Genomic DNA, 14,960 nt, shown 5'->3' on the forward strand with positions numbered 1-14,960 from the left:
GCCCCTTGCCGTGCCGACCCCTCGACGGACGAAAAAGATCGACAGCCAGTGCCGGGCTCTCAGCGGTCGAGAGCTCTCTGGAGCACGTTTTTCCGGGTTCTGGGCTCTGAAACCGAAAACGAACGATAAGGCAACATTATCGCTCGTTATTATCCACCGACAGGCGCGGCGGTTTTAGCTGTTTTTGATGGCACAAAGCGCCGCACTCAGTTAGCCTCAGCCATGCCCTCCCCCGCGCGAATCATCCCTGAAGCCCCACCGACATTCCCACCCTTTCCAACATGGGTCCGGCAGGACCTATCCGGGCAATCCGTTGACGATGCGGCGTTTTTTGCCGGCGCGGCGCTCGCCGCAATCCATCCGATCGCGCGCAGCGAGCACCCGCTCGGCCTGCTCTGGCGGCATCGTCTTTCGCTGGCAGACGCAGCCGTGCTGGTTCGACAGGGTGGTCGCACGGAAGACGCAGCGGCGCTGCGCGATGCCTGGTATCTGCGCCGCGAGACCGATGACCCCGGACCCGGCGGTCGCATCCTCAGGGCCTGGCGGTATCTTGGCGAGCGCGCCGCCATGACGCCGGGCGACTGGATGATCACGCTGCCCATTCGGTTCGAGCTGAGCTTCAACGACGCGCTCGTGGACGTCGTCACCGCCGCGGCGAAGCTGGCGGCAGGGCAGGGAAGCGCGGTCGCTGCCGCCGCGGAGATTGCGGCGATGAGCATGCGTTTCGTCCCCGCAAGCGAACCGCTTGCCCTGTGGCTTGCCGACATCGTGCTCGCCCATCGCCTGAAATGGCCGATGGCCGTGCCTCTGCTCGCCGGCCAGGTTCGACGCGGTGATCTGCGTGCCGCTGGCAAGGCGGGTGGCCCGGACGAATCCTGGTTGAAGGCTTGTGCGCTGGCCTATGCGCGCGCCGCGGCAGCGGCGTCGGATCTCTATACCGACCTCGTGCGCCGGGCCAATCGGCTGCTCGCCGCCGCACCGAAGCTACGCGGCAAGGACGCCGGCATGATGGTCGCGATCCTCCTGATGGAAGATGCCCAGCCCGCTGGCGCCGGCAAGACGGCGAGCGACCGCAGCACACGGCGGCTGTTCGAGCGACTGGTGTCGCTCGGCGCGGTGCGCGAGCTTACCGGCCGGCCGACTTTTCGATTGTACGGGCTCTGACATGGGGCGGCGCGCGCGGCCAAAAGAGGATCTCGACACCGAGCTGGCCGAGCTGCCGCCGGAGCTGCGCTGGCGCGAATGGATGGGCCGCGTCGAGGCGGTGATCTTCGCCTCGCCCGAGCCGGTGACGCGCGAGGTGCTGGCGCGCGTCGTCGGCCGCGATTGCAAAATCGATCTCATCATCGACGATATCCGCGACGAACTGCGCGGCCGGCCTTACGAGCTCGTATCCGTCGCTGGCGGCTGGCAGCACCGCACCCGGAAAAACTTCGCCGAAACGATCCGGGTTGCGATCGGCGCTCCCGGCGACGGCAAGGCGTTGTCGCAGACCGAAGCGCTGATCCTTGCCTGCATCGCCTACTACCAGCCGATCAATCGCAGCGAATTGTCATCCTTCTTCGGCAAAGAGGTTAGCCGCGATACCATCGCCCGTCTGCGCGGACTGGAGTTCATCGCTGCCGGGCCGCGTAGCCCCCAGCCCGGCGCGCCCTACACCTATGTGACGACCAAGGCGTTCCTGTCGCACTTCGGCCTGGAGACGCTGCGCGATCTTCCGGACATGGAGATGCTCGAGGAGGCCGGCCTGCTCAGCAAGGACAAAATGCTGGCCGGGGAGTTTCCGGATCCCTTGCGGGCACATGACGATGACCAGGATGATGACGAAGAAGCTGCAGATCGGACAGGGGCAGGCTAGCCACATTTGCCAAATGTCGGCCGCCAATTGGCTAGCCTTCATTGCGGACGGGCTCCCGATCATCCACGCCAGCGCGATGGGATCGTCCGCGGAACTGCGAGAGAACCCGCGGGAGCTCGCTGAAGAATGCTGCGTGACACAAGTGCGTACCTTGCCGTTCTCATTGACCGAACATGGCCTAGAGCTATATCGATTAGGGGGTCGACGAGCTTCCAAAGCGTGCGCGTGTCTGTCGTTGGGGCTGATAGCCAAACCTGGGGATGCGGAGGTAAGCCATGACGCGTCAATTTAAACCTATCCCCCAAACGCTGATATCCGGCCAATTCTCCGAGAGGCGTTGATTTCGATGATAAGCACCGACACGCGAACTGCTGCCGGCATTCTTACTTTGACCGCACTGCGTGGCATTGGCCCTGCAACAGCTGAACGCCTCGCGGAGCGGTTTCAGCTTCTAGCCGCGATTGCGGACGCCGAGCCTGCGAAACTGCGCTCACTAGTTTCAGCCTCGGTCATCGAAAGCCTTCATGAACCAACTGCATTGGCCAACGCTGGTGAGAAGGCTCAGCGCGTGCTCGACGAGGCCGATCGGCGCGGCGTACGTGTCCTTTCCGTCTTTGACCAAGACTACCCAACGGCGCTTCGCTCACTCCACGACCGTCCGCCTGTCCTCTTCGTCAAAGGCAAGCTGCCGCCACTTCGCAGCGTCGCTTGCATTGGCACGCGCGAGCCGTCCGAGTTTGGAGAAATCGTCAGCGATAGAATCGTTGGAACACTCGTCGGTGCTAATTGGGCAATCGTCAGCGGTCTCGCGGTAGGCGTCGACACGCTCAGTCATCAGGCTGCGCTACGCCATCGCGGACGGACGATTGCCGTGATGGCGGGTGGGCTTGATGGCATATATCCCAGGCAAAACGCGAGGAACGTGTCATCCTCGACGGCAGCGCTGCAGCTGATAAATTTCGTGTGCCGCACTGGTTCCTAGATCTTGCCGAATGGGAATTGCTCCTTCAGGCCAGCGAGCGCACCCAACTTCCCATTCTGCGAATGGCACTGGGATTGACCACGCTGTTCGGGCAGGCAGACGACACTCAGCTCAACATCTTTCGCAACCACATCTTGGCGACTTGTATCACCCAGATTCTCGGGGACGAAACCCAGCCCGGCGCGAAGGAAACTCGGATCCGCGGGATTCTCCAGCGATTCCGAACGCCGGAGATCAACGCCACCAAGCTCGGCCGTTGGATCAGTGTCAGCTATGGCAACATGCCCGCTCTGCAAGAGGCCTATAAATACCTTGCTGGCTCAAATGGGGTGAGCGGCTTTATCAACCCCGATTTAAAATTCCCCGATTACGACGGAACGCCGTTCGACTTTGCAGCGCTCGGAGACGCGATTGATCTCTCCCTTCTCTATGAAGAAGCCCACGGGAATCGTCAGATCCGCGACTACTGCTCGCAGATGGTAACGCGCTTCAAGGCACTTCAGGAGCGCGCCGATTATCGCTTTCTGCGCCACCAGGCCGATGAAGCATTGGAGCCAACGGACTTCCTGGCTCGGCTTCTGGGATTAAAGGCCAAGGATGGTGGACACACCAAATCTGCGCAGATCGTCATCATCGATATGACCGCCGTGGAAGATGAGGTGGTCGAACTGGTCAGCGCCGTACTCGCGCGCATGGTGTTTCGCTTGCTTCGGCACGCCGACCCGCGCAATCGCTTCCCAGTGCATCTTCTCCTGGAAGAAGCGCATCGTTACGTCGCTTCGACGCCTTCACGGTACGCAATGGATGCAGGTCGCATATTCGAACGCATATCTAAGGAAGGTCGAAAGTACGGTCTTTTTCTTCTAGTTGCTTCGCAGCGACCAAGCGAATTGTCCAAGACGGTCCTATCCCAGTGCTCTAATTTCGTCGTGCACCGGATTCAGAATCCAGATGACCTTTCTCAAATCCGGCAGATGACGCCATTCATCTCAGACGCCGTGCTTCGCCGCCTCCCGTCATTGCCGAAGCAGCACGCCTTGGTGTTCGGAAACTCGGTCAACCTTCCAACAACCTTCAAGGTACGGAGTGCGTTTCCGCTGCCGGCGAGTGATGACGCAAAGATTGTCGACCTGTGGTTCCACGAGGCGGGCCGGCCTTCACTGCTGCGGCTCGGGCCGGCCGCGGCGACACTGGCGGCTGATGATTGAGCGCCCGTCATCAGAGGAGATGGCGACAGCCCTCGAAGCCACTAGCGATTATCGAGTGCTACGCCGGCTGCGCGCGTTCGATCCGGTAGCTAGCCGCATTCGCCAAATGTCGTCCGATCCGATTCGCTGCGATCATCGCACAACAGTGAAGGGGACATCGCAGGGCGCCTCAGATCCCAGCGCAGAGCTGGCCGTCCAGGAGCTGACTGGGCCGGGCGGTACCACGCCGAGAATCTTTATGGGCGTGCCTTGTCGACCTTCTAATTCATCCCTATATTGGGGATGAATTAATGATGGAGTTCCGCATGTCTTCCGCCGAAGTACTGACACTCACGGAAGCAGGTTACGTGCTGAACCGGTCCGCGGCTGCGCTCAACAAGGCCGTCGATACCGGCATCATTCGCGCACGTCAGCGACGGGTCGGAAACGGTGTTCAGCGCCTCCTTGGCCCGGCGGAGATGCGTTTTCTGCTGGTCGCCGACAGACTGGAAAGAGATCTCACCCCTGCGGGCCGGCGTCGCTTGTATGAGGCGATCCGGCAGCTCTCTTTCGACGCGCACCGAGTTGCGTTTGGCGAATTAGTCCTGGATCTCGGCAAGATCGACGCCGACCTCAAAAGTCGTCTTCATCGTCTCGATGAACTGCGCCGATGGGTACAAGTCGGAGGTGACCGCAACGAACCCATCATTAAGGGCACCAAGATTCCTGTCTACATGGTGGCTGCCCTCGCCCGTGGGCAATCGGCCGAGGAGATTGTCGACGATTTTCCGTCGCTGACGCGCGATCAGGTTGAGGCCGCGATCGAATATGCCAAGGCCTATCCAAAGCGAGGGCGCCCCTATCCCCCGCGGAGCCTGAAGCGGACGCTGGCAGAGCTAGCCGACCTCGGGTTCGATGACGAAGCCGAGGCGGGCGAGGTTGCGCCACGCCGGATTCCGTGACCGCGTATTTGATTGACGAGAACGTGCTTCGCGAGTTTGGTGCGCGTGGCAACGCGAACGTGCGCAAGTGGCTTGCAACAGTCGACGATTCGGACCTCCGTCTGAGCGCCGCCACGCTTTTCGAGAAACGGCGCGGCGCCGAGATGTTGAAGCGCCGCGATCCGGACAGGGCCGCGAACTTGCTCAAGACGATCGGTGCGATCGAGAAAGCCTATGCGGACCGGATCATTCCGATAGACGCAAGTGTCGTCGCGGAATGGACCCGAATGCTCGGGTCGAAGAACAAGGACCGGTGGGATCTGGCCCTCGCGGCGACTGCGCGGGTTCACGATCTCGTCCTCGTCACCCGCAACATCAAGGACTTCGAGACGCGCAGCGTTCGATTACTTGATCCATTTCGTGACCCGCCGGTCCGAATTGACCCCTGACACGCCGCCATGTTCGAACGATGAAATTGATAGCTGCACAAGGAGCTCGAGGACGTGAAAGCAGGCCCGCCATCGTTCGCATTCGACCGCACCACGTCGCGCGATCTGTCCGGGATGATAACGCGAGCTGCAAACCCTGGGCGGATGGTGAGTACGCAAGGTTGTTTCAGGAGATCTGGAATGTCGCACTAGGCTACGATTTGCGAGCTGGATCCAAGTGGCTGAACCCAAGCGTGGGTTCACGCCGCTGACCTGCGAACGCGGTCATGTGGGGGCGCATTCCCGTTTCACGTTGCCGCGCCACAGCGACCGTTAAGGTTCTACAATGTCAATTGATTGTGAGTCGCAGAGACTCTAGGTACGGGACTTCCCTTCTATTTGGATACATAGCGCGGGCGGCGATCTTTATGACTAACGAAGAAGGATCAGGAGACCTCTATCCCGAGTGGCTCGTGGCGGAGAACCTAAGCGAAGCTGTCTGGCTGCGCCTGAGACGTTTCACCAGTCCGACACTTTGCGAAAGAACCATTGCGGCCCGTGCGCCCGGGCTTGCTCCCGATATCCTAAAGAAGAAGGGACAGGAACTTGCATTTGCCGTTCGGAGCGCTCTTGGCTATTGGCGGAGCGAACCTGGTTCGCTCAATGCCAGAGTGCTCACGCGATACTACGCGCTGCTCCAGATCACGATTGCTGAGCAGGTGGCGAGCCCGCAATCCACTGCCGACCTGAAGGACATCCAAGCTCACACGGAAAGCGGCCACGGGCTTTGGACGATAGCGGCAACCGGGACCGGAGAGGAGTTTCCATTCAATTACAAGGTCGCTTGTCGGGACCGCGGTCATTTTTATGAGTATTGCCGCTTTCGAGGCGTTGATCTGCAGCCGTTCGCATCCAAGCCGCGGCCTGATAGTTGGGACAAAATCTCGACGGACGGCCAAGCACGCTTGATCTCTCTAGCCGATTTGTTGCGGCGCATTCCCGAACTGCAACTGTTGATCGAAGAGACACTAGGAGTAGCGCCGTTGTCGCTCCACGTCGCGTACGCGGACCAAAACAACATAGAGCGCGCCGAGCGGATACAGCAACATACGGCGAAGACTGGCCAGATAGTGTTTGACGTTCCTGTCGCGACGCCCCAAACGACAACCTACATCAGCATCCATCCGCATGGCCGCAAGCTCACGGCAGACTTCTTGAACAGCCTGGATTTGCCAGTAAGGAACATACGGCCGGCTCTCGACGAAGTCACCGGGCAGCGTTATTTCGTCGGGGACTTCACGCATCCCAGTGACAAGAACGGGTGGGACTGCATCGAGACCTACAAATCCGGCTATACCGGCACGAGCCTCATCGTTCCATTCTGGGCTCAAATCCGTGATCCCATCATCATCCACCTGATGACACTGTATGCGCTGAGTATCGTGGTCAGATACTTACCGTTACTTTGGCACGAAATCGAAGATGGTAGCTTGGATCACATCCGCGCCCTGATCGAGCATTACATTAGTGTATTCGACAACGTCTTACCGAAGCTGGCAATCGAGCGCATCACTGGACGGTCTCTTGTTGCGGTTATGCCCGGCTCACTCGATGGCCCGGCTTAGCGCTGGAGCGGTTCTCAAGTTAACGCCAAACACTTTTCCCGAGTGCATGATGTCTATTGCAATCATCACATGACCGTGCCTAATCGCATCGGGCGACAGGGGGGAGATTGTATGAAGGCATTCTCGATAATTGCCGTGTGGCTAGTGACCGCCGCGGTCGCTCAGGCCGAAGAGGCCGCACCAAGTCGGATCGACAGCATCACAAAATCTGCGCGAGACTTGATGCCTGCCATGCCGTCGCTGCCATCCGTCTCCCTGCCTTCGATGCCTGACCTTTCGCTTCCGGACTTCTCGGATGCGACGGGTAAAATGATGACTGAGTTCAATGCATTCACCCAACAAGTGGGCGATGCTCTGCCTGTGCTCGAACAAATGGGTTACGAAGTCACCACGTTTAAGGTGACATGGGGACTTCCGCCGAAAGCTCGGCTTCGCCTGAAGTCAAACGGCAACGCCGACATCCAGAAGGTAAATGCCATTGTTGCCAAAGCGACGAACGGCGGTGTGCTCGTCACGGCCCTCATAACGAGCGCCGCAACGGCAAAGCGGATTCAAGGCACCATGAAGCTTGGCACCGCTTATCTCGACGTCGAGTTTGCTGTCCCGCCTCGCGTCAACATGAAGTTCGTAAGCCCCAAAGCGAACGAGAAAGAGGATTTGCTGCGCGACACTGACGATCTAGAGATTAGCTGTAGGTAGAAGCATTGCGAACTCACGAGTGGGGCAGGCGTGTTCGATAATCAAACGAACGGATTTAGGACATGGCTTGTGGGCCTCTTCGCCTCGGCCATCAACCACACCACCCGGCCGGAAGACCGGGCGCTGGCGATACGTTGGCTAAGCCAGTCACGCGAAGTAGTCGCGAGCGACGCTGGCTCCATGGATAAGCTGAAGAAACTAAATGCGCTGATCAACTCGCGCACCGCGATCGTAACTATAGCGAGAGGTATTTCCGAGGTCGCTTCGAATTACCGGAAGTCAAGCCTTCCGTGGTCTATGAAGATCGCGCTGCCGGCGACGCTTGCTGCGATCCCGCTGATCGGAGGTCATGCTGCCGGCATAGCAGCATTTGGCGGCGCTCTGGGCGTCCCGGTACTCCTGCTGGTCTTCCTCGGAACCGCCGGTATCACGTCGATCATCGAAGCCGTTGTAACAAGTCCTGAGGCCAGAACCCATATCGCTGACATCATCGACGTTATTGTTGAAGATGAACGACTGCGTCGCGCGAGCGCGCAAATGAAGGCTGCAATGAAGGAGCAGCCGCTCGATCCGATCAGATTCTCGATGCCAGTGGAGGAGATGGCGCTCCGAGAACACCTGCTCAGCATGGACCCGTTCAGCTTCGAGCAACATAGCATGAGCTTCTTTCACAGGGCCGGCCTTGAAGCTTGGGTTACTCGAAAATCGAATGACTTCGGTGTTGATGGTTTTGCCACTCACCCTGACGGCCTAATTATCGTTCAGTGTAAACGCAACTCACCGTCCAACAAAGTTGGCCGTCCAACTATTCAGCAATTCAAAGGGGTTGTAGAGGAGCAGCATGCTCATCGTGGCTACATCATCACTACGTCAACTTTCACAGATGACGCGATCGAATCCGCCACGCGGAGTCATAAGATCGTGCTCATAGCGATGGACGATCTGGTCCGATGGCATGCTGAGCCGCCGCATTTCTAACGAACAATGCGGCTGGGCCTCTACGCTGACACCATGAGCGGCTATACTAGTCACCCGAGTTGCGGAGCGCGGATCAAAAACAACCCTGCAGTCTAGCTTCAACATCACCCCCTCGCCGGTCAGGAGTCTCCGAGATAGTCGCAGCGGGATAGATTGAGTGGTTCGGGTTCTCGCTGAGAACCTCAAAGGCGGCGCTTGGCTGATGAGTTTCTGAATCCGAATCTCTGCACCATTAAAGGCTGCAGTAACCTGGCGGTTCTGAGTTGGTACCGAATGGCCTTAATCACAACAATATCGCCGATCTAGTCAGCTTTAGGTCTTTGGCAGCGAGGGGGCGCCAGATGCAGATCCAAACCGTGGTTGTCGATGGACCTTTGGCGCTGCGAATGCGACGACTCGATGCAGCTCGTGAAGGGGCTACGGGTAGGCAGATCCTGACGTTGCCGCTTCTCGCCGCACGGCTTGCTGGCGGCTTTATCACGCCAGCGTCCGCAGAAATCTTGTATCCGGCCATAAGAGAGGCGCTCGAAGCCGGTGGCTACGAGGACATCGACAAGGTTTCCCAACTGCCAGGGATGCCGGTGGCTGTGCTATCGGCGCTCCGAGACTGGTGGGACATGGAAATCCCGGCTTCTTTTCCCGACAATGCCCGTCTCAGGGATTTCACATTGCTCGAGCGCCGCGTCCGAGGCGCACTGCCGTCCGGAATGCTGTCGCCTCCCGATCTGGTCAAAACAGCCTTGGAGCGAGTTTCCTTCGCACCGAAGGTAGTCGGCGCCATCATCATTCAAGACATCCCCGATATCAAAGCCGTTTGGCGCCCACTCATTCAGGCGCTCTGCGATGTCGTGCCGGTGCGATGGATTGCATCACAACACAGCCGGCGCGCCTGGTTCGCTGGGGAGATCGAAACGCGCTCCCCCGGTGCAGCGTTGCTCGGTTCCGCCGATCTCTGTGCCGATCCGCGAAACGAAGTGAGGGAAGCATTGCGTTGGGCGCGTGGGCTTGTGGCGGGTGGAAAAGCCTCTCCCCACGAGATCGCCATTTCGGCCGCTTCGCCAGCGGCGTGGGACGATGCGTTTCTCGTTCTCTCGCGCGAGGCAGGGCTGCCTGTGCATTTCACGCACGGTATTCCGGCGCTGGCGACCCGTGAAGGGCAGGCCTGTGCTGCCCTGGCGGACATCCTGTTGCGCGGGCTGTCTCAAGAGCGCGTGAGGCTCCTGTTTGCCCGGCTGCCGCGTAGTCCGGCCAAAGAGAGCCTGCCCAGTGACTGGGCCAAAGGCTTGCGGCGGAGCGCTGCGCTGACGAGTCCGGGCCTTTGGCGGCATGCTCTCGAGCAGACGCGAGGCGAGCGGGCGAATGGTGACCTTGCGGAACGTGCAGTGTTGCCGATTCTCGAAGACTTGGCCCGCGGAATTGCGTCGGCGGACGTAGTCGGACGCCGTCTTTTGAAGGCACCGGCACTTACCTTGTGGCGGGATGCTTTGCGCATGGCACCCCCACAAGCGATCGAACTCTCCTTGCAGGCCCTGCGCGTCGCCGACGGACGCGAGCCGGGGAATTCTATTGCGTGGGGGCCTGCCCGTCATGTGGCGGCGGCCCCGCGCGCGCATGTTCGCCTCATCGGGCTGGATGCGAACGCGTGGCCAAGACGGTCGAGCGAAAATCCATTGCTACCGCAGCACCTTCTTGGGCAGTTGCGACTTCCGTCTGCTGAGGCGGCCGAAGGTGACCAGATGATGCATGACATCATCCTCAGCCAGTCGACCAACTATACGCTGTCACGCGCCTACAGGAGTGCGACGGGATCCCTACAGGCAGCCAGTACCTTGTGGCCGAAAGAAAGAGAGAGTGTGGTCGGGCGGAGCGCGATACCTGTGCACGCCTTCAGCGAAAGCGATCGACTGTATGCCCGCCCGGCCGACGCCGGCAAAGACCCCCAAGTGCGCGCAAGTCGTGCCTGCTGGCGCGCATGGTGGGACGGCGAGCAGCACACTGCCCACGACGGGAGGGTCCGTCCCGACCACCCGCTCGTCGTCGATGCCCTAGCCGAAGTTCAATCCACGACGTCCCTCCATCGACTTCTCTGCGATCCCCTCGGGTTCATCTGGGAATACGCCCTTCACTGGCGCGAGCCGAATCTAGATCCTCAACCGCTCGCGCTCGACCATCGCGCGTTCGGTGAACTCGTTCACGCTCTCATTGGGGGCGTGTTACGGGAGGGCACACCACAAAATGTCGACGAGATTGACATCGCCCTGGAACGAGAAGCGGTGCGCCTCACCGAAAGCTGGCCGATCACCGGGGCTGTTCCGCCGGGCCTTCTCTGGCGTCATACTGTGGAGATGGCTCGCGAGCGGGCAGTGCGAGGACTCAGGGATGCACTCGGTGAACCGCGCGGCACGAGCTGGACAGAGCTTTCCTTTGGCGAGCCGAGAGACGGGCCTCATCCGTGGGCTACACTCTCGCCTGTCCCAATCGGGCAGACCGGAATTTGCTTCCGAGGGCGGATTGATCGCCTTGATGAAGATGCCGCGCGCGGTGCAGCGGTCGTCACTGACTATAAGGTCGGGACGGCGCCTGACCGAAAGAAGCCGGTCGTGTTCGATCGCGGTGCTGAACTCCAGCGCGTCTTCTACGGCCTCGCGGTACAATCCCTTCTTCCTGATGTTCGGAGCGTGAGCTCGCAGCTGACCTACCTGAAGAACGACCCCGCGCGGACGCTGAGCCTTACAGACGAGGAGCTGGCGAAGGCCATTGACCAGGCGGTCGCATTCACGGCGGCCGGCGTACACCTGCAACGCAAGGGCCAGATCGCACCCGGGCCAGCGCCTGCATTCTTCGATTCACTTTCGATTGCCCTACCGGCAGACCTCGACTCCTACCGTCGCGTAAAGCGTCGTTTGTTCGCTCAGGTGAACAGCGCGCTAGACAAACTGTGGAGCAGCCCGTGAGTGTGCCTGACCTCGACGCGCGCAGGCGAGCACTCACCGATTTTGAGACCAACATGCTGGTCGAGGCTGCGGCTGGCACTGGCAAGACGTCGTTGATGGCCGCGCGCGTCGCGATGATGATCGCAAGCGGGATTGAGCCCTCCAAGATTGCAGCGATCACCTTCACCGAGCCCGCGGCGAGCGAGCTTGAGGCGCGCATACGCTGGACCGTCGAGGAGCTTCGCCATGGACGGCTGCCACCCGCACTCGCTGGGATTCTCTCGCTACCGTTAGGTACAGCCGAGCGCGTGCACTTGGATGAGGCCGCGCCACGCATCGGAGAAATCACTGCCACAACGATCCACGGCTTTTGCCAAGGCATTCTTCGTTCGCACGGCATCGATGCGGGCCTTGACCCTGGCTCGCGTGTCGTCGACGCGACCATTGCCGATGCCCTCTTTGATGAGGTGCTTGAGACCTGGCTGAAAGAGATGCTGGCTGGTGGTGACGAACGGGAAGGTCCAATTTCTACTCTTGCAAAGGACGATCCGTTGGGGGTGGTCGAGCGTGTCCGCGAGCTTGCCATCCTCCGGCGAGAGCATCGCAGCGCGACGGTGCCGGCGCCGGATTTCTCGACGCGTCCAGACCGCACTTTCGCAGAAGCCGTCGCTGCATTTTCTCGCTGGCATGCCGCGGGCCCTGGAGAGACGTGGACTGCGGATCTCATTGCCGATCTCGAGGGCCTTTCTGCGTTTTTCGCGGGCGATCACGCCAACGCTGGGTTCTCAGCGTTATGGCGCCTGACCCGGCCGCCGCGCATCAGCATGATGCGGCAGAGAAGTATCGACTTGCTGCCTTATGACAGGATGCGCGCTTGGAAGCAGGGACTCGGCGAGGCGGATGGGCGTCGTCGCGCAGAGGAAGCGGCCGAACACTTCGAAAAGATTCGGAAATCCTACCGAACGCTGATTGGCTGCATCGCACAAAGCCTGGCGCATGAACTGGCTGCACACCTAACCGGGGTAATCGAGGCTTATGACCGGCGCAAGCGCGAGGCGGCCGTCCTCGATTTCGACGACTTGCTACGGCAGGCGCGGGCGCTTGTCTGTGAGAACCCCGAGATTCGCGCTTGGCTCGCCGGTCGTTATGCGTACCTGTTGGTCGATGAATTCCAGGATACCGACCCCGTGCAGGCCGAAATCGTATTCTGCATAGCCGCGCATTCGCAGCCCGCGACTTGGAGCAGTGCAGTCTTGCGCCCCGGGGCGCTGTTCATTGTCGGCGACCCCAAACAGGCGATCTATCGCTTTCGTGGCGCTGACGTAGAGTCTTACGCGCTCGCGAAGTCCGTGATTGCAAAGGCCAAGAACGGCTGCGTGCTTGCTATTACCGCGAATTTCAGATCCCGCCCGGAGGTTATCGCGCACGTCAACCACGTGTTCCAGGACATTCTTGGAAAGGCGGGACAACCGGGTTTCGTACCGCTCGCTCCAACCCTTGCGCTGCCGCCTCTCCCGTTCGCCGCGGCAGCGAAGCTGACAATCGACGTCCCGCGGGACGCAAGCGCCGATGAACAGCGCGAAGCGGAAGCGGCGGCCGTTGCCGCGCTGTGCGCCCGCCTCGTTGGCGCCCTGAAAATCTGCCGCCCGGATGGGACGGAACGATACTTGCGCGCAGGCGACATTGCGTTGCTTGCGCCGACACACACCGATCTCTGGCGCTATGAACGGGCCTTAGAAGCACAACGCATCGCGGTGGCCTCCCAGGCAGGTCACGCGTTGTTCCGACGCCAGGAGCTTCAGGACATCCTGGTCCTGGTCCGCGCGCTTGCGGACCCGCTCGACACTCTGGCCTTTGGCGCCCTCATGCGAGGTCCCATTGTCGGGCTGCGCGACGAAGATCTTCTTGATATCACGGCGGCGCTTTCTCCCGATCAGGACGGGCGCCGGCGCTTCCAGCTGCGAACCGCAGCGGACGAGGTGATCAACCCCCTCGCAAAGGATGTTCTCTTGAAGCTCCAGGCGCTGCATCGCCTTGCCGCCGAACTCACGCCGATGCAGCTCGTCGCCTTCGCGATCGAGCGCCTGAACTTGAGAGTGATCATGGCGGCAAGGCATGGCCAGCGGAACGCGCGCGCTCTCGCGAACCTTGACGCCATCGTCGAACTCGCCAGGCCCTACAACGTTGCCGGGCTGCGCGCCTTTGCACTCGATCTCCAGCGCGGATGGCAGAGCAAGCGCCGGCATCCGGAAGGAAGGGTAGACGCGTCCGAAGACTCCGTGGAGATCGTCACCATGCACAGCGCGAAGGGTCTAGAATGGCCCGTCGTTATCACGGTGAATTCGTCGACGCGCTTCAAGCCCCAAGATCAGTTTGTCTATCGGCAATCCGACGATACAATCCACTGGATCGTTGGAGGTATCGAGTCGCCCGCGCTGGCGGCCGCCCGCGAAGAGGAGGAGTTTCGCGAGGCGCGGCAGCGCGAACGGCTTTGGTATGTCGCGACGACGCGAGCCCGTGACCTCTTGGTGATCCCCGATCTGCCCGGCGCTCCCTCACGGTCGTGGTCGAGGGTGATGGATCTGGGGCAAAAGCTACTCTCAGAGATCCGAGCTGACTTGTTGCCTGAGCCCGTCCAGAGCGCTTCGCAGTCCGTCGGCAACAATCAGACCACGACAGTTTTTGCCGCGGAAGGCGAGAGACTGGCCGACGCCTCGCCGCCGATCGTATGGGACCGACCGAGCGAACGTGATGCGGACCGCGGCGCCGACCTTGTCGATATGTTCGTAGTCGATGCGGCGTCCGACGTGACGGCGCGGATTGTAGGGGCGGGCGCCTTCCGTGGCACAATCCTGCACAAGCTCATGGAGGAACTTCTCACTGGTGAGCTTGTATGCCTCATTGACGCGGCCACCCGGCGCGCGGCCGAACTGCTCACTCAGCTGCAATCCACTGACGGGACAGATGCGGAAAGTCCCGATCCGATCGAGATGGCGCAGACGGCGCTGCGCACATTGGCTCTGCCGGAGCTCGCACCCTTCCTCGCACAACTGGTGCCCGAAGTGTCGCTCTGGGCGGCAAACCCGCCGCGTTCTCTTGCGGGTCGTGCAGACGCCGCGGCAATTGAGGGAGAGCGCATTGCGCTCGTCATCGACTGGAAGTCAGACGTAAACCCCGCGGCAGCGGCCCACAGTGCGCATGTGGCCCAGCTGCGCGACTATCTGCGCGTCACAGGCGCCGAGCGAGGCGCAATCGTCTACATGTCCGCAGCGCAAGTGTCCTGGGTAGAGCCTCCGTAGCGCGACTTACCAAGGCGGATTGAGAATGGG

At 60.7% G+C, this 14,960-nt stretch carries 11 protein-coding genes; all 11 read left to right on the forward strand.

Features of this window, described 5'->3' with window-relative positions; all coding sequences use genetic code 11:
* Positions 1–222 precede the first annotated feature (222 nt).
* The gene (locus ABIA45_RS00345) at positions 223–1,164 is read left to right on the forward strand and encodes a DUF1403 family protein (protein ID WP_404650801.1); all 942 of its coding nucleotides are present in this window, start codon (positions 223–225) and stop codon (positions 1,162–1,164) included.
* 1 nt (position 1,165) lies between these two features.
* Positions 1,166–1,858 carry an SMC-Scp complex subunit ScpB gene (locus ABIA45_RS00350; RefSeq protein WP_404650802.1) on the forward strand — a complete coding sequence of 231 codons (693 nt, stop codon included), beginning with the start codon at positions 1,166–1,168 and terminating at the stop codon, positions 1,856–1,858.
* A 346-nt stretch (positions 1,859–2,204) separates the two neighbouring features.
* On the forward strand, positions 2,205–2,840 hold the full coding sequence (locus tag ABIA45_RS00355; protein WP_404650803.1) for a DNA-processing protein DprA: 636 nt from the start codon (positions 2,205–2,207) through the stop codon (positions 2,838–2,840).
* A gap of 74 nt (positions 2,841–2,914) precedes the next feature.
* Positions 2,915–4,048, forward strand: a complete 1,134-nt coding sequence (locus ABIA45_RS00360) for an ATP-binding protein (protein ID WP_404650804.1) — start codon at positions 2,915–2,917, stop codon at positions 4,046–4,048.
* 290 nt (positions 4,049–4,338) lie between these two features.
* Positions 4,339–4,989 (forward strand): DUF433 domain-containing protein, encoded by a 651-nt coding sequence (locus ABIA45_RS00365; RefSeq protein WP_404650805.1) that lies wholly within the window; start codon positions 4,339–4,341, stop codon positions 4,987–4,989.
* On the forward strand, positions 4,986–5,417 hold the full coding sequence (locus ABIA45_RS00370) for a type II toxin-antitoxin system VapC family toxin (RefSeq protein WP_404650806.1): 432 nt from the start codon (positions 4,986–4,988) through the stop codon (positions 5,415–5,417). Before ABIA45_RS00365 ends, ABIA45_RS00370 begins: the two co-directional genes overlap by 4 nt.
* A 407-nt stretch (positions 5,418–5,824) precedes the next feature.
* On the forward strand, positions 5,825–7,021 hold the full coding sequence (locus ABIA45_RS00375) for a YaaC family protein (RefSeq protein WP_404650807.1): 1,197 nt from the start codon (positions 5,825–5,827) through the stop codon (positions 7,019–7,021).
* Positions 7,022–7,132: 111 nt separating this feature from the next.
* Entirely contained in the window at positions 7,133–7,720 is a 588-nt protein-coding gene (locus ABIA45_RS00380) for a hypothetical protein (protein ID WP_404650808.1), read from the forward strand.
* 30 nt (positions 7,721–7,750) lie between these two features.
* Complete coding sequence (locus tag ABIA45_RS00385; protein WP_404650809.1) at positions 7,751–8,698, forward strand: restriction endonuclease; 948 nt, start codon at positions 7,751–7,753, stop codon at positions 8,696–8,698.
* Between the two features lie 341 nt (positions 8,699–9,039).
* Positions 9,040–11,652 (forward strand): PD-(D/E)XK nuclease family protein, encoded by a 2,613-nt coding sequence (locus ABIA45_RS00390; RefSeq protein WP_404650810.1) that lies wholly within the window; start codon positions 9,040–9,042, stop codon positions 11,650–11,652.
* Positions 11,649–14,930: a UvrD-helicase domain-containing protein gene (locus tag ABIA45_RS00395; protein ID WP_404650811.1), complete on the forward strand. Its 3,282-nt coding sequence runs from the start codon at positions 11,649–11,651 to the stop codon at positions 14,928–14,930. The genes ABIA45_RS00390 and ABIA45_RS00395 overlap by 4 nt, the downstream gene beginning before the upstream one ends.
* Positions 14,931–14,960 lie beyond the last annotated feature (30 nt).

Source organism: Bradyrhizobium sp. USDA 336 (assembly GCF_044908355.1).
GTDB classification, from domain to species: domain Bacteria; phylum Pseudomonadota; class Alphaproteobacteria; order Rhizobiales; family Xanthobacteraceae; genus Bradyrhizobium; species Bradyrhizobium yuanmingense.

Coding starts and splice junctions, on each gene's coding strand:
- ABIA45_RS00345 (WP_404650801.1), top strand. CDS start 223: ATGCCCTCCCCCGCGCGAATCATCCCTGAAGCCCCACCGACATTCCCA.
- ABIA45_RS00350 (WP_404650802.1), top strand. CDS start 1,166: ATGGGGCGGCGCGCGCGGCCAAAAGAGGATCTCGACACCGAGCTGGCC.
- ABIA45_RS00355 (WP_404650803.1), top strand. CDS start 2,205: ATGATAAGCACCGACACGCGAACTGCTGCCGGCATTCTTACTTTGACC.
- ABIA45_RS00365 (WP_404650805.1), top strand. CDS start 4,339: ATGATGGAGTTCCGCATGTCTTCCGCCGAAGTACTGACACTCACGGAA.
- ABIA45_RS00375 (WP_404650807.1), top strand. CDS start 5,825: ATGACTAACGAAGAAGGATCAGGAGACCTCTATCCCGAGTGGCTCGTG.
- ABIA45_RS00380 (WP_404650808.1), top strand. CDS start 7,133: ATGAAGGCATTCTCGATAATTGCCGTGTGGCTAGTGACCGCCGCGGTC.
- ABIA45_RS00390 (WP_404650810.1), top strand. CDS start 9,040: ATGCAGATCCAAACCGTGGTTGTCGATGGACCTTTGGCGCTGCGAATG.